Source organism: Staphylococcus schleiferi, assembly GCF_025558325.1.
GTDB classification, from domain to species: domain Bacteria; phylum Bacillota; class Bacilli; order Staphylococcales; family Staphylococcaceae; genus Staphylococcus; species Staphylococcus schleiferi.
This window is the reverse complement of sequence record NZ_CP094712.1, coordinates 296,433-315,116: the sequence shown is the minus strand read 5'-3', so window position 1 is coordinate 315,116 and position 18,684 is coordinate 296,433. Positions and strand designations below refer to the sequence as shown.

Below are 18,684 nucleotides of genomic sequence, written 5' to 3'. Positions count from 1 at the left end.
GGAGGCGTCACGCATGTCTATCGACACACTGATTGAAAATGAATTAGAACCTTATTTAATTGATATTGATTATGGTAATTACTATGCTAAATCATTTATCCAACAACTTTTCACAGAAGGCCATTTTTCAGAAAACAATCTCATAAAAAATGCACAGTCTATCGAAAAAGTCTCAGAAGCTTGTCTGACTACGGGCTTTTGTTTATGGTGCCAACTGGCCTTCTCTACTTATTTAAAACAAGCAAAACAACCCGCACTCTATCGCGATTTGCAACAGAAAATTTTATCAGGCGAAGTATTGGGGGCTACGGGTTTATCTAACCCGATGAAATCTTTCAATGATCTTGAAAGTTTTAACTTAACACATGTTGATCATGCCGATACAATCGTAGTCAATGGACAACTACCTGCCGTAAGTAATATTGGATCTGACCACTATTTTGGTGCGATTTCTCAACATCAAAATAATGGAGAACTGGTTATGTTTATTATACGTGCCAATACAGCAGGGCTCACGTTAGAAGAAAAATCAAATTTCTTGGGCGTCAATGGTTCTGCTACATATCGCATTACTTTTGATGAAGTCAACGTGACTAAAGACCAAATTATTACTAAAAAGGCCGAACAATTTGCTTCAGCCATACGCCCACAATTTATTGCACTTCAAATTCCAATTGCACTTGGCGCGATTAAAAGTTCATTAGACTTAATCCGTCAATTTTCAAATGCACAAAACGGCATCAACGCTTATTTAGAGTATGACGTTGAAGCTTATGAACAAAGGTATCATCAGTTACATCAACAATTTTATACCTTACTTGAAAGTCATCAAGACACGTTACAAACAAAACTTTTAGAGCTCGTTCAACTAAAAAAAGCGCTCGGCTATCTTTTATTAGAAGTCAATCAAGCTTCCATGGTCAATGGCGGCTCTCGTGCTTATTCACCCAAAGCACCACAAGCGCGTAAACTCAAAGAAGGCTTTTTCTTTGCCGCACTGACGCCTACATTAAGACATTTAGGCAAACTCGAGGCCACGCTACAAGCACGATAATACCGCATCTTCAACAATTTGAAATCAACGGCTTCTTCCTCTATGGATCAATGGCCATCACTGACCGGTTTGCGTATGGGTTAATAATCCACTTTACGTAAACCGAGTTATTCTTTTTAATTCACTTCCACTATCTTTCTCCCCAAAATCCATCTAGATTAAGAAACATTTTTATCACGCACCCTATTCCTGAATTCCAACGTAGACTAAGGTGCAATAGCTATATTTATGTCTATACTGTGACCAATATCTGAAAATAAAGTTTTTTTCTCTTTACAATTTTGTGAACTATGTTATATTTCATGTAAGGGTTTACATTATGTGTAAGGAGCTGTCGCAAATGAAACAATGCACATGGGAAACGTTCAAAACATTGATACATGATGGCGATGTGATTGGTTTAGCTGCACTCACTGTTTCTAACCTTCCTACAGCTTTACTCTATGGATTAGCAGAGCAGTATGACGATACAGCTTCACCTGCGCATCTCACTTTTATGTTAGCAAATGACATTAGTACAGGAGGCCATACGATTGATTTAGACCATTTCATTCAACGCAATATGGTCGATCGCATCATCATGAGTATAATGACGGCTTCCCCTTTGACAGCGCAAGCGATTCAATCGAATCAAGTTGAGGCGTATTTCTTACCACAAGGTGTGATTGCTACACATTATCGTCAAACCAATCACCTCACACCAGGTATCATCACTAAAATCGGTCTTCATACACATATTGACCCGCGATATAAAGGCGGTAAAGCCAATGAAAAAACACAAGAATCTTTAGTCTCTTTAATTAATATGGAGGGGGAGGAATTTCTTCATTATCATTTACCAGCCATTAATATTGCACTCTTAAGAGGCACTTATGCTGATGAAAAAGGCAATATTTATATGGATGAAGAAGCGCACCTTGGCGAAAGTTACAGTGTTGCATTAAATGCCAAAGCCCATCACGGAACAGTCGTTGTTCAAGTGAAAGCTATTGTTGATAGTCGTCAACAAAATCCAAATCATGTTTTTATACCAGGTTCTCTCGTTGATTACGTTTATGTTGTCGAAGATATCGCCTATCACCGACAATTGATTCAAACACAATATAGCCCTGCGCTATCCGGGCAAATGCGTGTGGCGTCATTGCCGGAGCCACCCTTGCCATTCAGTATACGAAAATTAATTTTACGTCGGGCGGCTCAATTTTTAACAAAAGGCGATACGATTAGCATTGGCTTTGGAATCAATAACGAACTCACGAACCTCCTGCATGAGGAGCGTGTGGAACATCTGGTCCAACCGATTATGGATATTGGCATATTTGGTGGTTTTATCGGAAGTCGTGACTACTACGGTATGAATTTTAACGTTGATGCCCGTATGCGCCACGATTTAACTTGGGATTTCATTTATAACGGTGGGATTTCAATCGCATTTATGAGTTTTGCAGAAGTTGATCAATACGGTCATGTCAATGTCTCATATTTCGGTCATCGAATGAATGGCTGTGGCGGTTTCATTGACATTAGTCAGTCTGTCCAAAAAATTGTTTTCTCTGGCACATTAGTTGCTAGGGGTCAACTGAGTGTGTCGAATCAAGGCTTACATGTTGAACAAGAAGGGCAGACGCAAAAATTTGTCTCAAACGTATCCAATATTGACTTTAATGCGGATTATGCCAAGTCACTTCAGCAAGAAATCTATTATGTGACAGAACGTGCCGTCTTTCAACTCACTCAAGATGGATTGATGCTAATAGAAATCGCACCCGGACTAGATATAGAACGAGATGTCATTGCTCAAATGGGCTTTAGACCGCTCGTTTCCAAGAATCTGAAAACCACCGACACATCCATTTATCATCACGTATGGGGGGCGCTTTTAGATCGCATACAGACAGAAGCATGACGATCAAAACGAAACAAGGGGGTATATTTATGAATTTCGACTGGATCAAAACACGCGCAGATTTTGATGTTGAAAAACCAGCTGTCATCGATCCATTTAAAGGGACACAATGGACATATCAACAACTCAATATTCGTGCGGATAATATGGCACATTATCTCGAGTCACAAGGGGTTCAACAAGGAGATGTCATTGGTATATTTGCACCTAATGATGTCGCCATATTGGATTTATTATTTGCCTCATTCAAAATGGGCGCAGTCTTTCTTCCTATCAACTGGCGACTTAACCCGAAAGAAATTGCCGGTGTTGTGTCAGATTCAGGTTTAAAAATTCTTTTTTACGCAGAAAAGCATTTGAGTTCACTTAATGAGATCAATCCTGATTATTTGCATATGGATATAGATTCAGATGCATACAATCAAATAGTTGACCCCTCTCAACATCACGTTTACAAAGCCAAAGCCGTTGAGCCAACAGATCTCGCTACATTGATTTATACAAGTGGCACAACAGGTGTGCCAAAGGGCGTCATGTTTTCCTATGAATCATTCGTCAACAACGGCGCAAATGTTGAATTGACTTACAAATTCAACTCCGAGTATTTAACCATTATTTCAACACCGATGTTTCATGTACTCGGCTTTAACGATACGGTTCTTCCTACTTTAATGTCCGGTGGCACGCTTGTTTTACAACGTTATTTCAATGGCGAGGAACTCAATGACCTCATCGCACAATATCATCCTGACTTTTTGATTATGATTCCAACCATGTATTACAGCACATTGAACCAAAAAAACTTTAATCCTGACGATTTTAGAGCCATCAAGTTTGTTATTCAAGGCGGCTCGCAACCTTTACCCAGTATCCAACAAGCATTCAAAAAATATGGCATCAACATTATTAATGGCTACGGTTTAACTGAAGCCCCTCTTGTCATGGTCAATACACCTGAAAATGCACGTCACAAACCGATGAGTATAGGTAAATCGGTCATGTTTGTCGACGCAAAAGTGTTGGATGAAGATAAAAACGAAGTGGGCGATGGCGAAATTGGGGAGTTGGCCATTCGCTCTAAAAATGTGACACCTGGATATTGGGGACAGCCTGAAGAAACGAAAAAATCTTTCCATAATCAGTACTTCTTAACAGGGGATCTCGCTAAAAAAGATGAAGATGGTGATATTTACATCATTGATCGTAAGAAAGAACTCATTATCACTGGTGGCGAAAATGTCTTACCATCAGAAGTTGAAAATGCCTTAGCTGAGCATCCGTTAATTGATCGATGCGTTGTCGTGGGTTATGAACATCCAAAATATGGAGAATCTATCGCCGCGGCTATTATTTTACGAGAAAAAGTACCTGACTATGTTGAACAATTGGACAAGCATATGCGAGAACGACTTGCCGGCTACAAAGTGCCACGGATGTATTTACCAGTCACACATATGCCACTGAATTCCACACAAAAGCCAGACAAACTCGTAATTCGTGAAATGATGAATTCAAAAGTGAATAAAGAGTCATCTTCTGAAGCCAATCACAATGCATAAGGGACACATCGTATACACAATTTTGAGGAGGAATGTCAAATGACGACTGAAAAAGAAGCAAGATTGAAACAACTTTACCCTGAAGATATTTTAAGCATTTCCAAAATGTTAACCGATGGCGAATTGACATTACTTGAAGAGCTCAATCATCTGTTAGAAAGCAAATATCGCAAAGACATTAATCAACATTGGGTCAATGCAACTGTTCCAGAAGATTATTTTAAAGATATCGGTGACTTGAATTATTTTAGTCATCCCCTACTCTTTAAAGATCGTGAAAATGCAAAAACACCGAGCCAACTGTTTCAATTTTTCATGTCTTACACAATTGCACGCTTCGATGTCTCACTCGCTACTTTATTAGGGGTACATCAAGGACTCGGTCATAATACGTTTTTATTTGGTGGTAGCAAAGAACAAGTGGCCAAATATGTACCTAAATTACAGTCTCATGAACTGAGAACTTGTTTTGCGTTAACTGAGCCTGATCACGGTTCTGACGTTGCGGGTGGTTTAGAAACTGTCGCTGAGCAACGTGGTGATGAGTGGGTGTTAAATGGTGCCAAAAAATGGATTGGTGGCGCCCATGTTTCGGATGTCATCCCTGTATTTGCGATTAATAAAGCGACAGGGAAGCCACATTGCTTTATTGTGACACCTGATCAAGAAGGCGTCGACATTGAAATTTTAGAAAATAAAATTGCTTTACGTATTGTCCCTAATGCACTGATCCACCTTAATCAAGTGACAGTAAAAGAGTCTGACCGCTTACAAAACATTACAAGCTTTAAAGATATCGCTAAGATTCTTTACTCTACACGCGCAGGCGTCGCATATATGGCTACCGGCGCACTTGCTGGGACATTGCGTGCCACACTCGATTATGTAAAAGAACGTCAACAATTCGGAAAATCAATTAGTCAATTTCAACTTGTTCAAGAGAAACTGGCGATGATTCAAGGTAATCTCACACATGCGATGGCGATGTGTGCACAGCTGGCACGCATGCAAGAAAATGGTGAATATGATGAGGTCGCAACATCTACAGCCAAAATGATGAATACGTTACGACTTCGAGAGTCTGTTGCGATGGGACGCGGCATAACTGGAGGTAATGGTATTTTAGCAGACACGTATGACATTGCACGCTTTTTCTCAGATGCTGAAGCCATGTACACGTACGAAGGGACACATGAAATTAATGCCCTCGTCATTGGCCGCGCATTAACAGGAACTTCCGCATTTATTTAAATCATTTATGCTTTGAAAGTCACCTGTCACACAATGTCATATTAATTAAGCTTGAAATTGCTTAGAAATGGAGGAATGATGATGACGATCAGAAAAGTTACAATCCTTGGTGCTGGTACAATGGGCGCACAATTAGCCGCAGTATTGGTCAATGCAGGATTAAAAGTTAAATTATTAGATATCGTATTAGACGAATCAGATCCAAATCAAATTTCTAAAGCAGCATACGAACGAATCACACACCCTAAGAAGCCGTTGTTATTCGATTTAGATTTTGCTTCAAATCTTTCTTATGGCAACTTTAACGATGACTTAGAAAATGATGATGCTGACTTGTATTTAGAAGCTGTTAAAGAAGACTTAAGCGTCAAACACGAAATATGGAAAAGCGTCGCACAGTCTGCACCTGCTCATGCTTACTTTGCAACGAACACATCAGGAATACCGATTGAGGCTATCGCAAAAGTTTTTAATGACGCAGACAAAGCGCGTTTTATGGGATTACATTTCTTTAACCCACCTCGTATTATGAAATTGGTCGAATTAATACCGAATCAACAAACACGTAGAGAGATTATTGATGAGATGCATACTTTCACTGAAGATGTCTTAGGTAAAGGCGTCATTGTCGTGAATGATGTACCCGGATTTGTTGCAAACCGTGTCGGCACACAAACAATGAATGATATTATGTACCGCGCAGAGCAACAAAATTTATCTATTCCTGAAGTCGATACACTCACAGGACAGATTATCGGGCGTCCAAAAACAGGCACTTATGCATTGTCTGACTTAGTTGGGTTAGACATTGCCGTTTCCGTAACGCGTGGTATGCAACAATCAGAAAAAGAAAAACCCTACTTCAAAGATGTTACTTTAGTCAATCAACTCTATGAAGCGGGCGCACTGGGTCGAAAAACGAAACAAGGCTTCTATAAGAAAGATAAAAAGCAGCATCAAAGACTTGTTTTCGATCCAAAACAACAAGATTATATTCAAGTTGAAGCGCCTCAACTCCCAATATTGGCAGAATTCAACAAAGACTTAGCGCACAATTTAGATGTCATCTTTAATGCGAAAGACCCTGCCGGACTATTTTTATGGGAAACGTTGCGTAACAATTTCTATTACGCTGCGATCAATGTCCCATACGCCACTAGTGATTTCCGTGATATCGATCGCGCAATTGTATGGGGATTCAACTGGAAACTCGGCCCATTTCAGCTTTGGGATTTAATGGGCTTTGAGCGTGTGAAAGCACGGCTACAATCTGAACTGGGTGACTTGCCAGAGTGGATTGAAGCACATGAAGATGGTTTCTATCAAGAAGGCGAAACGATTGCACATGTGACACCTGTTTCAGAAATGATTGATGAAGTCATTTGGAATCGTGATGATTCACAATTAGCAATTGTTAACAGTCGTCAACTTTTATTTAAGCTACAAAGTAAAAATAACGTTATCACTGACGGCTTTAATGATGATTTGGTCGACGCGATTGACGTATTAGAAAACGAAGCCTACTCAAGTATGGTGATCTACGCAGAAGGCCCCCACTTTAGTGTAGGGGCGAACCTCTATGCGATGAAAGAAGCACATGAAGCTCAAAAAGTAGAAGAATGGGTCGCACCTGCAATCGAAAAGCTTCATTCAAGTTTCAACCGCTTAAAATATAGTACGAAGCCTATTGTGACTGCGGTTCAAGGCCGAGCATTAGGTGGCGGCTGTGAACTGGTGCTTCATTCTCCATTTGTCGTTGCAAGTAGTGAAACGTATATCGGCTTAGTGGAGGCAGGTGTAGGTTTATTACCAAGTGGCGGAGGACTTGCTGAATTAGCTGGACGTATTCTCCAAACTGACCACCTGCTTAATGATAAACAAGCCTCTATGTCACAACGGTTACAAACAATTGGACTTGCTAAAGTTTCTACCAATGCCTTTGAAGCACGCCGTTATGGCTTTTTGAAACCGACAGACAGCATCATTTTTAATCAAGATCGACGTGTAGAAGTTGCTTTAAAACGGGCACAATTCGAAGCTGATGCACATTATAGACCTGAACCTAAGCGTCAATACATTGCCTTAGGTCAAGATTTTCTCGCCTTAGCTAAAGGTCAACTTGACGCACAACGCGAAGGCCATTTTATTAGCGATCATGACTATGATATCGCGGTACGTATTGCAACAGTGCTGTCGGGCGGAAACTTACCGCGCAACACTTATATCAATCAACGCTATATGCAAAAACTAGAGAAACAACATTTTATTGCACTTTTAAAAACAGAACCAACATATGACCGTATCAGTTATATGTTAAAAAATGGAAAGCCTTTAAGAAATTAAGTTTGTTGAGAAAGGATGATGAATATGCGTGAAGCCTATATTGTCGCATACGGACGGTCGGCAGCAGCTAAATCAAAAAACGGTGCCATGTTTCACGAAAGACCTGATGAAGTGGCAGCTCAAGTTTTATCAGGCGTCTTAAAACGGGTTGGCGGCCAATTTCGCTTTGATATGGTCGATGATGTCATTGTCGGAAATGCTTTTCCTGAAGGTTTACAAGGTCAAAACATCGCCAGAACAATTGCATTAAGAGCAGGTCTACCGGAGTCCGTACCCGGTCAAACCGTCAATCGTTATTGTTCATCTGGATTACAAACAATTGCGCTCGCAGCCAATCAGATTATAGCGGGCCAAGGGGATATCATTGTCGCAGGCGGCGTAGAACTGATGAGTGCAGTACCTATGGGAGGAAATGAACCAACCAACAATCCCATCTTAGAGGATCAAAATGTAGGCGTTTCAACGCCTATGGGTCTTACAGCTGAGAATGTTGCACAAACATACAAAGTTTCTCGAGAAGACCAAGATGCCTATGCCGTACAAAGTCATCAACGTGCTGCACGTGCACAGCGAGAGGGTAAATTTGAAGATGAGATTATACCTATCGATGTTCACAAGGTTGAATATGATGCTGAAGGTCCACAGGTACATGTAAAAACGTTTGACCAAGATGAATTTATACGCCCTGATACGAACGTTGAAACGTTGCGTAAATTACCGACCGTATTTAAATCAGACGGAACAGTCACAGCCGCAACTTCTGCACCGCTTTCTGATGGAACAGGCTTTGTCGTCGTCATGTCTGGGGAGAAAGTAAAAGCACTCAATGTCAAACCTATCGCCCGCTTTGTGAGTTTTAAAGCAGTCGGCGTAGATCCAAAACTTATGGGTATCGGCCCTGTTTACGCCATTCCTGAAGTGTTAAAATCTGCCAACTTAACGATTGATGATATTGATTTAGTTGAATTGAATGAAGCCTTTGCAGCCCAAACGTTAGCTTCTATGCGAGAAACAGGACTCAGTGCTGATAAAACGAATGTTAATGGGGGTGCCATTGCATTAGGCCACCCACTCGGTGCAACGGGTGCGATGCTTACCGCACGTTTACTCTCTGAAATGAAAAAACGACCAGACACACGTTACGGCATGGTGACAATGTGTATTGGTGTCGGCATGGGTGCTGCCGGTATCTTTGAAATGGTCCGTGAATAAAGCACATTAATCACATTGGAGAAAGTCGAAAACACAAAAATAAAAACGGAGTCAAGACAAGCGATGCGGATCAATCGCATAAAGTCTGACTCCGTTTGTTTATTGCATACGCTTAAGCGATTACTTTTGCCCGTATGCCAATTGATGAATCGTTTTAAATTGTTTAACGGTGATTTCATTAGCATGTGCTTTTTGATAATTTTGGCGGACTTTAAAGTAACGCTTTTTCAAATGTACATCGCGTAATGCTTGTTTTAATGCCGCTGCTTCATCCTCTTTTGAGAATAAATTTTGAGGTGCCGTATACGTGCGATTATGTGCAATAGCTGCATAGCCTAAAATCAGCATATCGTAATTGAAAGCTTTGCGAACGGCATCGATAATTTCGCCACCTTCATTAATATCCAAATAAATGTCGCACTTTTGATACAACTTTTCGACTGTACTTAATTCAATCGCTTGATATAATCGAACATTTTTATAACGCTCAAGTTGAGTGAGTACCGACGACATCTCAGTGACAGCGCCAATATGGAATGTCGCAAATGGACAGGACTCTATGATTGAAGCGATATGATGAATTTGATCGGTGTTTGTCATTGTGAGGATTTGGAGTTGATATGTGCTCGTCTTTTCATATTGATACAGATAACCGCCGTCATGAATAACTTCACGTGCATCTTCACTAACCGCTTCAGCAATTGCTTCATATTCTTCTTTATGTGTCACTACAATTTGGAAATCTCTTTGGCCTGTATCGTTATTAAAAATTAATTCCATATTGCCTGGGACATTCCCTTTACAATATTCTTGCCAATAGAGGACATCTTGCCCTGTATGATTCAGATAATACAGCACTGAGAAAGGCGTTCCTAATGAGTTCACCACAAAGTGGCTTAAGTCAATCTCCAACGCTTCTAAGAAAAAGGTTAAAAATGCGATATGACTTTCAAAGTGGTACTGCTCACCTTTCCAATTTAATACGACTGATTGCGCTAAGAAATTGTAGTAGATGACATCTTTACCGTCTTGATCAAAATAGCGTCTAAAAATCATGTTTCTATTTAAATCATAAACCGTTTGTGCAAAAAGCACGCCATGTTGCGTATAATGATCCACATACTGCAACTTTCCTTGTTGATTCAACCACTCAACATGACTCACATGACGGCGTTTTTCACCCGGTCTATACCGAATCATTGCGCGTTTTTGACTCATATCTTTAACCCAAGCTTCTTCATTATTCCCTTCTATTTCCCAAAATCTAGGGACAGGAACTGCATTGAAATAAAGCGGACGTCCATTTTTAGGTGCACGATAGCTCGCGAAAAATTGGTACGGTGTTATCATTCCTTCAGGCAAAAAACCATCATCTTCTAGCACAATCGTTGGCGCTTGTTCACCAGCTAAACTTAAAGAATCATATAATGCTTTTGTTTCACTATCAAAATGTTCGAACAAATTAACCATGTTGCACCTCTTCTACTAAGTCTTTCCAATTTTGTTGAATATTTTCTAATAAGTAAGGACGTGCAATTCGATAAGAGGTATCGTGTGGCTTTTTAGGTCCATGATTAAAGTATTGCACCATCGCATCCGCAAGACGCTGAATAATCGCCTCATTGCCCTCTTCTTTGACATCAATTGGAATGAGATATCCATTTTTTCCATCTCGAATAAACGTTGGATTGCCATAATTCACATCAAAACCAATCATGCCTAACCCAGAACTAACCGCTTCCATCAACGTTAAACCAAATCCCTCACTCGTAGAAGCTGCCGCAAAGAGCTTGTAATCTGTATAAACATCGTCTAATTTGACATGACCTAGCAATTGAATAAAGTCTTCTGCCTGATGACTTTGAATTAAATCTTGAAGCTGCGCTCTTTCGCCACCTTCACCATAAATATCGAATGTGAGCTTTGGCACTTCTTTTTTAGCAATCACCGCTGCTCGTACGAGCCAATCTATATGTTTCTCACTCGCCAATCTTGACGCCGTAATCATTGAATAAGGTTTACGTTTTTTGTTTGGCTTGCGCAGTTGATCTAAACATCCTACTGGAATTGTAAAAATTTTAGGCGTTGCATTTAAATATTTCTTAAATTGCTGAGCTAAAATTTCTTTTTGACGTTCTGTTGCAGTAATATAAAAATCAACCTCTTTATGGTTTGTAAATTGATATTCATAATAGTTATTCCACAAAATGTGATGTTCGTCCGTCGCATTTTCACTGAAATGTTCCGCGTGTACAACCACCCCTAACTTGCTGTCGCCACTATTTTGCATCATAGCTTGACCTACTTCAGTCGCACGATCAAAAATCACAATATCGTCAGCTGTTAAATTTAATTTTTGGAAGAAATAGGCCACAAACGCTTCTTTAGTATAAAGTTTGGCGTCTTTCATCGCATAAATATGCGTGCCACCATCAATATATTCTGTATAAGCTACTGAACCATCTTCATTGTAAAATTGGCGCATAAAAAGTTTCGCTTTATTGTCATAAGGCGCATAATATTCTGAAAAAGTTCGCACATAGCTGTAGTAATCTTTACGTACAAGCTTGCCATTAATAACAAATTCAGCAAAATCAACAATATCCTCATGTTCATTTTTTAAATAACAAGTGACATAGCTATCCCCTTGCCCCAATGTTAGCCATCTGACCTTGCCTTGTTGTTCTTCTTTCACCACATCGGCATGTAAGCTTGCTTTAATATCATCTAATGTATAAGAAGTCGGTGCAATCTTAATATCTGTAAAATACTGATATAGCCAAATGACCTCTTCATCTTTGAAGCCTATATTTTCTGTAAGGGTTTGTATATTTTCAGAACTCATAAATTCTAAAAACACAAATTTTAATGGCATTTTTAGTTCTCGTAGCAATTTAGCACGATACATTTGTGCATACTCGACACCGCTACTCGCCCACCCAATACCAAAATTAATATTATAAATTGTCAATTTGAAATCACCTCTTCTAATTCGGAAAATGCACGATTAATCTGTCCTTCTCATCAAAACCTGTAATACTTTGACAAAGGTATTTCACGATATCTTTTTTGATGGCTTCTCTCATCAGCTCAAATGATTCGAGCGCGACACGATGATACTCAAAAATAGGATTACGTTTCCCGTTTTGGCGTGCATTCACACTTGATTTTAATTTTTGTAAATGATCCACCTGTTTAATCCAATTACTGTCCACTGCTTTTAAAATCGCCTTTTGTACAAATTGTGTGTAAAAATACGTATTTAATTTCGCTTGTTGATATTGCAATTGTTCTTCAAATAACTGCATTAAATATTGAATAACCTCATCCGAGTTATTTAAATTCAATGCTGATATTTCACTTGTAAACTGAAAGCTTAAATTTTTATAAATATAATCAATGAGCATGCCTTCAGACACGGTCGCTTTTTTAACAAGTGTGGTAAACACTTCATGCGCGATACTTTCAAGTTGCTGATGCTCTATTTTGGTCATGTTCAGAATGTGATTCCGTTCTTCATAAATCAATTCACGTTGCGCACTAATACTTTTTTCAAATTCATTGGACGTTTCTCGTGTTTGTGTCCCTTGTTCTTCTGACACCCTTTGGGCACGTTGCACAATTTTTTTAATACGTCGTTGAAAAACAAGGCTATTTTGAAGCGTATCGGCATCCATTTCCATCAATTTGTCCATGTTTAAAGCCTTTGTATCTCCCCATCGTTTAACCAAATAATCATCAATGGAAATGTAAATTTGAGACGTCCCAGGATCCCCTTGTCTACCCGAGCGGCCTCTTAACTGACGATCCACACGACTATTTTCCATATGCTCACTTATTATGACCGCTAAGCCCCCTAATGCTTTCACACCATCTGCCAATTTAATGTCCGTCCCACGACCAGCCATACTGGTTGCTACGGTAACTGCTTTTAACTGCCCTGCTTCTGCAATCATTTGTGCTTCTTTCGCAACATTTTGTGCAATCAACAAATTATTCGGTATGTCAAGGTCAAAAAATGCACTTGAAAAATATTCTGCCATTTCTGCAGTACGTGTAATCACAAGGACAGGACGTTGTTCCTGATAAAGCGCTTGAACCCGTTCAATAATGGCGATATTTTTATCTTCAGCATTTCTAAAAACACGGTCTGGAAAGTCTTGTCTTTGAATCGGCTTGTCAGTTGGAATTTGGACGACCACTTTCGTATATAAATCCAAAAATTCTTTTTCACCTAATTTGCTTGTTGCCGACATCCCGGAAAAAACATTAAATTGTTTAAACAAATTTTGAAAAGTAATGGTCGCCATCACACTTCTATCCATCGTAATTTCAACATTTTCTTTCGCCTCTAACGATTGATGTAAGCCAGATTGAAGTTTCGTACCTGGCATCATGCGTCCAGTAATGCGATCTATTAATACGATTTCACCTTGAAAAACAAAGTAGTCAAAGTTATTCTCAAACAAATGTCGCGCTCTTAAAGCTAAATTAATATTGCGCACTAAATCGAAATAAGGGGCCTCAAAAATATTTTCAACACCAAAGTATGCATTTGCTGCGTCAATACCTTGATCTGTTAGCCAAATTTCTTTTTTTGTTTTCTTCATTTCGAAATGTTGCTTTTCCACTAGCGTTTCTACAAACGTTTTGACCACCTTAAACAAGTTGGATTGAAGACGAGGCGCACCTGAAATGACGAGTGGGGTTTGTGCAGAATCTAAAATAATAGAGTCCACTTCATCGATAATGCCGTAATTCAGTTTGGGTAGGAATTTACCTTCTTTACTATCTGCTAAATTATCAATTAAATAATCAAAGCCAAGCCGTCCACCTGTCGTATAGATAATGTCATGATTATAAATCGCTTGCTTCTCGCCCTTTTCATATTGATGCTCTGGATCTTCAACAAAGCCTAAAGCGATAGTGATTCCTAACCATTCAAATAATGGTTGCATCTCTAAAAAATCTCGCTTCGCCAAATAATCATTGGTCGTAATAAGGTAAGCCCCTTTTCCAGACAATGCATTCAAGTACAAAGGTAACGTTGCTGTAAGCGTCTTACCTTCTCCTGTTTGCATCTCAGCGATATTACCTTCATGCAAAACAATCGCACCCAAAACTTGGACATCTTTAGGAAACATCCCTAACACACGCCAGCTTGCTTCTCTCACAACGGCATAGGCTTCTGGCAAGAGGTCATCCAATGTCAACCCTTGCTCTAATTTCTTTTTAAATTCCGTTGTTTTTTGTTGAAGCGCCTCATCAGGTAAAGCACGATACGCTTCTTGATAGCGATTAATCCGGTTCAATATTTTTTTAAGCTTTTTTAAACGAACTTGGTTAATTGTTTCATGAATGCGATTTGTCATCATTGCTCACCTCCACACACCTTGTCAGTTTGTAACATGGCAAGATGTCGACTTGGATTCAATAGGGGTTCGACTAACCGAAACGCTTCTGTATCCAAATGGGTTTCCGTTTGATAAACGACAACATGCGCGGTATCAGTATTCATTTCGACTTCATCATGATTTGGCCATTGGGTCACAAATGCTGTGCCTTTCATATGCGCTGTCATGACACACGCCATTGCATTGGAACGTGAATGATAACCTATGAAATGAAGTGAACATTGCTTTCCTAACACGTTAATCCGTGCCGTCAAATTTGATATCACTTGCGCTAAAGATGCTACGTCCCAATTGTGCACTGTGATGCAGTTCGGGAACTGGCGAAGCGCACTGTTGCTGATTCCATCTTTTTCGACAAATACGATATTCACTATAGGGAGACGTGGCACTTTATTTTGGATATCACTGATGTATAGTTGCACATCCAGTTGTGCATCTTCTCCTTCTTTAATACAGATTTGACGAAATTTCACAACTTTTGAAGCGGCATTTATCATTTGAAGTTCATAATTAAACGCCTGTTGTGGCATGCGTACTTCCGCTTCATGCCCACGAATAATTTGAACATCACAGACCGTGTTATCACGATGTTTAAAAATAATTTTAAAATAGATGCCATGTGAAGGTTCCACATCATAATCAAATTTAAAATGATAAGTCTGATCTTTCTTTAAAATTGGCAACGTGGGTATCGTTTTATCTTTCTGAAAATTTGTCATCATTTTCCATTGGTGTATGACAATCCCAGACGGCATTAATTCATTTTGAAAGGCTGTCTCTGACGCATGAAATCGAAATTGTGTCCCATACATAAATGTAGCGGACGTGATTTGTGTCCATCGAATATTAAAACTATTCTTTTCTTTCATGTGTCACTCTCCCAAATCGACTCTCAAGAATCATATTGTAAAAATTATCAAACCAGTTTGTAATCGTTGCCGAATCATCATTATGTCGCCCCGGTATACTGCGACTCATCACACGGACATGCTGGCGTGATAAAAGCGGCAACAGCATATTAAATGCTTCGATATCATAATCATCATCTTCCATATATGACACAGCAACAGTGGTCTCTTTAATATTCGACTGCTCTAAAACATTCCAAAATCTCCGGTTGAGTCTTTGAATTGCATCCGCATCCATTGCTTTTTCATTCTTCATCAACACGTCAATCGCGGTTCCAAATTCTTCAGGTCGTTTTAAACGCATACATTCAGCGATAGTCCCAATATTCACCAGTGGCTTTCCAACAACGATTGCTGCTGGTTTTAACTGTGCGCCATAATATAAAGCGCCAAATGATCCCATCGAAAGCCCGGATAAGATTAAATCATCATCTTTAAAACCAAGAAATTTCAACTTATCTTGAATCACTTTAATAATGTTGGATTCAAAAGACTTTGAGCCTAAATAAAATGCGCCTCCTTCTACTCTCGGATCAGCGATAAGTAGGAATGGCGTTTTAAACTTACGCATCATATAAAATCCTTCAAACCCTTCGGCAGTTCGATAACCACTGAAATAGACATTGAGGGGTGGCTTCAAATCGCCGGGATCAAAATAATGAAAAAACTCTTCTCGATTTTCATCGACATAACGTTCTCCACCTAAAATACATTGCCCCATCTCCATTCGAGACCATCTTTTGTGTATCGCACCTACCCGTAAAGTTCCGCTTCCTTTCGCTTTTGCAGTAATAAGAATATATGCGTCCTCATCTGCCACCGGTATTTCTAAAGGATGTTTCAGTTCTTCACCTTTTAAGACAAATTCTCGACTAAATTTTCCAGCTGTCCCAAAATCCAATAATCGAAGTGTAAATGAAACTTCAACACGGCCCGTGACAGTATACTCAGGCCATATTTGAATCACTTTCTCACGATCATAAACTAAATAATTTTGCCACGATAAAATGGGCTTAAAGTCTTTTCCAAAATCTCCAGTGAGCACAATCGCATGGCTTCCGTCATAGTAAGCGTCCCCTTTAAATCTTGAATTGACGATACAAGTATGAGGCGCAATCTTATCCCCATACTGTCCTGAGAACGATAAGGCTAACAACTTATGAATACATTCTTCAGAAGTCTTATAGTGAAATGGACGAATCATCCGCTCACGAACCAATGGCTCTGATTTAAATTTTGAGCCCCAAAATTGTTGATCAATATAAGTGTTGTACGGTGTAGTGACATTTTGTAAAGCCTTCATTAAAGGTTGCGAATAAGCAGTTTGTACAAAAATAAGGTCATATGTTTTATCATTCAAATATTCATTGTATGTCGCTTTATCTTCTAACGCACGGGTTGTTAAGAATTGAAAAACAACCTCCTCTTTCGTTAAAAAGTGCGATGACAAATCATTACCGCCTATTTGCAAGACTTTATATTTACGCGCCATTTTCATCACCCACTATCCAATGCGCTAATTGTTTGACGATTTGATGAGATGCATAATGTTTGGCTAACTTCATCGAATAAGCAAAAGCGCGGTTCCAATTTTTTAAATGATTTAAGAAGTAATCTGTCGCAATCGCCAAATCATCAATATGATGAAGAAGATAACCATTCACGCCATGTTGGACATAGTCTGTAGGATTACGATTAATCTGTGGTAAACCTGCCCCAATTGAACATATTTGTAAAAACAAATCTGGCTCGTCACTTAGATCAATAATGAGTCGCATCGTCGCAATTGCTTCAACAAGTTGATTTTCAAAAGGCACTTTTTTCAACACAACATATTTGATTGCTTCATCACCTACGATATCGCGAATCATTTCAGGTGTTGTGTTATTTTCACTCAATTCCTGATTGATTTGCTGCACCGTTTCATTAATCCATGACGGTATCACATCATATGCTTTACTCAACAATTCCACACGAACTTGTGGATGCTGTTGCATTTCCACTTTCAATTGCGCCATTGTGCGTTCGAATAGTAATGGGTCGATTCCGTCTATCCATACACCTATCTTCATTTCGTGAAGCTGACTACTGATATTCGCATGAACTTGAACATCAAAAGGCGTAATACGCATAATTTGATTGTCACATTGAAATTGCTTTTGATAATGCGAAAGACGTTCCTCATTATCAACCGTATCTACAAGCCAGTAACGTCCTTTTTTAATTGAAGCAAACTCATTTTCAGGTTCTGCACTTTTTCTGCCTTGAAATATGGAAAAACAGAGCTGTTCACATGGAATGTGCGCCGCAACCAAATGATTGTGGCGTATATCCGATGCAACAATCACCGATTCAATAGGTGTGTCCGTACGATCTATATATCGTTGGAACCATTCATGAATAATGTCTGTCATATGTGCATAAGTGATTTGATTAAAAAGATGTTGATATTTGTGATGAATTTCAACTTTTCCAGTAGCGCCATCTTCTTTCATCACCCAGTCACCATCAAATGTCATATAAAGTTGATAATCTATCTGTCCTTTATCGTCATAAACCATCACACTAGATAGAAAACCGCGATCATCAAAAATATAACGTCGGCATTTCACATCGTTTTCAAATGTCTCTATCCAAATGAGATAGCCCTCTTGACTAAAATAGATATTTGAATACTGAGACTCCGCAGTGATTGCACGAATATAAAATGGCATATATATAAACTCTGTTTCTTCAGGCCAATTGAGTCGTCGATAGTCCACAGATTGTGGCGTTTGATGTTTAAAGCCTTGAATCTCATCAAATAATGACCAATAATGTGCATCAAACAAGTCATGTCGATGTAAAAATGTACGTAAATCAGGACTATAATTTAATAGCACAAGTTCAAATGGCTGCTCATTTTTAAGATGCATGCCCATCAGACTGATCAAATCATCAAATTCTGTTTTAGTTTTTTTAAAAAAGATGGGTTTGGCATGGCTTTGCCACCAATTCTCATCGCTATACCACGCCGGGATAAAACATTTCATAATTG

Annotated in this window: 12 protein-coding genes; 6 read left to right on the top strand and 6 right to left on the bottom strand. The window is 39.2% G+C overall.

Annotated features, from left to right (window positions below):
• Nucleotides 1-13 precede the first annotated feature (13 nt).
• From MUA40_RS01270 to MUA40_RS01245, 6 genes are all read left to right on the top strand, one after another.
• Nucleotides 14-1,054, top strand: coding sequence for an acyl-CoA dehydrogenase family protein (locus tag MUA40_RS01270; protein ID WP_155976542.1), 1,041 nt, complete (start codon nt 14-16; stop codon nt 1,052-1,054).
• Nucleotides 1,055-1,394: 340 nt separating this feature from the next.
• Nucleotides 1,395-2,960 carry a fatty acid degradation protein FadX gene (fadX, locus tag MUA40_RS01265; RefSeq protein ID WP_155976543.1) on the top strand — a complete coding sequence of 522 codons (1,566 nt, stop codon included), beginning with the start codon at nt 1,395-1,397 and terminating at the stop codon, nt 2,958-2,960.
• Nucleotides 2,961-2,989: 29 nt separating this feature from the next.
• Entirely contained in the window at nt 2,990-4,519 is a 1,530-nt protein-coding gene (fadD, locus tag MUA40_RS01260; RefSeq protein WP_126496139.1) for a long-chain-fatty-acid--CoA ligase FadD, read from the top strand.
• Nucleotides 4,520-4,558: 39 nt separating this feature from the next.
• On the top strand, nt 4,559-5,770 hold the full coding sequence (gene fadE, locus MUA40_RS01255; RefSeq protein ID WP_016425987.1) for an acyl-CoA dehydrogenase FadE: 1,212 nt from the start codon (nt 4,559-4,561) through the stop codon (nt 5,768-5,770).
• Between the two features lie 81 nt (nt 5,771-5,851).
• A complete protein-coding gene (gene fadB / locus MUA40_RS01250) occupies nt 5,852-8,113 on the top strand; it encodes a 3-hydroxyacyl-CoA dehydrogenase/crotonase FadB (RefSeq protein WP_016425986.1) in 2,262 nt (753 codons plus the stop codon).
• Between the two features lie 24 nt (nt 8,114-8,137).
• Nucleotides 8,138-9,325 (top strand): thiolase family protein, encoded by a 1,188-nt coding sequence (locus MUA40_RS01245; RefSeq protein WP_016425985.1) that lies wholly within the window; start codon nt 8,138-8,140, stop codon nt 9,323-9,325.
• A 120-nt stretch (nt 9,326-9,445) separates the two neighbouring features.
• Here the strand turns inward: MUA40_RS01245 and gtfB are convergent, their stop codons facing one another.
• Genes gtfB through asp1 form a run of 6 tightly spaced genes read right to left on the bottom strand, consistent with a single transcriptional unit; the run spans nt 9,446 to nt 18,679 of the window.
• Complete coding sequence (gene gtfB, locus MUA40_RS01240; protein ID WP_016425984.1) at nt 9,446-10,795, bottom strand: accessory Sec system glycosylation chaperone GtfB; 1,350 nt, start codon at nt 10,793-10,795, stop codon at nt 9,446-9,448.
• A complete protein-coding gene (gene gtfA / locus MUA40_RS01235) occupies nt 10,788-12,296 on the bottom strand; it encodes an accessory Sec system glycosyltransferase GtfA (RefSeq protein ID WP_262569752.1) in 1,509 nt (502 codons plus the stop codon). Before gtfA ends, gtfB begins: the two co-directional genes overlap by 8 nt.
• Nucleotides 12,297-12,312: 16 nt before the next feature.
• A complete protein-coding gene (gene secA2 / locus MUA40_RS01230; protein WP_155976638.1) occupies nt 12,313-14,697 on the bottom strand; it encodes an accessory Sec system translocase SecA2 in 2,385 nt (794 codons plus the stop codon).
• On the bottom strand, nt 14,697-15,608 hold the full coding sequence (asp3, locus tag MUA40_RS01225; RefSeq protein ID WP_126496509.1) for an accessory Sec system protein Asp3: 912 nt from the start codon (nt 15,606-15,608) through the stop codon (nt 14,697-14,699). Before asp3 ends, secA2 begins: the two co-directional genes overlap by 1 nt.
• Nucleotides 15,592-17,139, bottom strand: a complete 1,548-nt coding sequence (gene asp2 / locus MUA40_RS01220; RefSeq protein WP_262569750.1) for an accessory Sec system protein Asp2 — start codon at nt 17,137-17,139, stop codon at nt 15,592-15,594. The genes asp3 and asp2 overlap by 17 nt, the downstream gene beginning before the upstream one ends.
• Nucleotides 17,129-18,679 carry an accessory Sec system protein Asp1 gene (asp1, locus tag MUA40_RS01215; RefSeq protein ID WP_016425978.1) on the bottom strand — a complete coding sequence of 517 codons (1,551 nt, stop codon included), beginning with the start codon at nt 18,677-18,679 and terminating at the stop codon, nt 17,129-17,131. Before asp1 ends, asp2 begins: the two co-directional genes overlap by 11 nt.
• Nucleotides 18,680-18,684: the final 5 nt, after the last annotated feature.

Bases quoted from the DNA above. Each gene is read 5' to 3' on its own strand.
- MUA40_RS01270 (WP_155976542.1), top strand. From the start codon at position 14: ATGTCTATCGACACACTGATTGAAAATGAATTAGAACCTTATTTAATT.
- fadX (WP_155976543.1), top strand. From the start codon at position 1,395: ATGAAACAATGCACATGGGAAACGTTCAAAACATTGATACATGATGGC.
- fadD (WP_126496139.1), top strand. From the start codon at position 2,990: ATGAATTTCGACTGGATCAAAACACGCGCAGATTTTGATGTTGAAAAA.
- fadE (WP_016425987.1), top strand. From the start codon at position 4,559: ATGACGACTGAAAAAGAAGCAAGATTGAAACAACTTTACCCTGAAGAT.
- fadB (WP_016425986.1), top strand. From the start codon at position 5,852: ATGACGATCAGAAAAGTTACAATCCTTGGTGCTGGTACAATGGGCGCA.
- MUA40_RS01245 (WP_016425985.1), top strand. From the start codon at position 8,138: ATGCGTGAAGCCTATATTGTCGCATACGGACGGTCGGCAGCAGCTAAA.
- gtfB (WP_016425984.1), bottom strand. From the start codon at position 10,795: ATGGTTAATTTGTTCGAACATTTTGATAGTGAAACAAAAGCATTATAT.
- secA2 (WP_155976638.1), bottom strand. From the start codon at position 14,697: ATGACAAATCGCATTCATGAAACAATTAACCAAGTTCGTTTAAAAAAG.
- asp3 (WP_126496509.1), bottom strand. From the start codon at position 15,608: ATGAAAGAAAAGAATAGTTTTAATATTCGATGGACACAAATCACGTCC.
- asp2 (WP_262569750.1), bottom strand. From the start codon at position 17,139: ATGGCGCGTAAATATAAAGTCTTGCAAATAGGCGGTAATGATTTGTCA.
- asp1 (WP_016425978.1), bottom strand. From the start codon at position 18,679: ATGAAATGTTTTATCCCGGCGTGGTATAGCGATGAGAATTGGTGGCAA.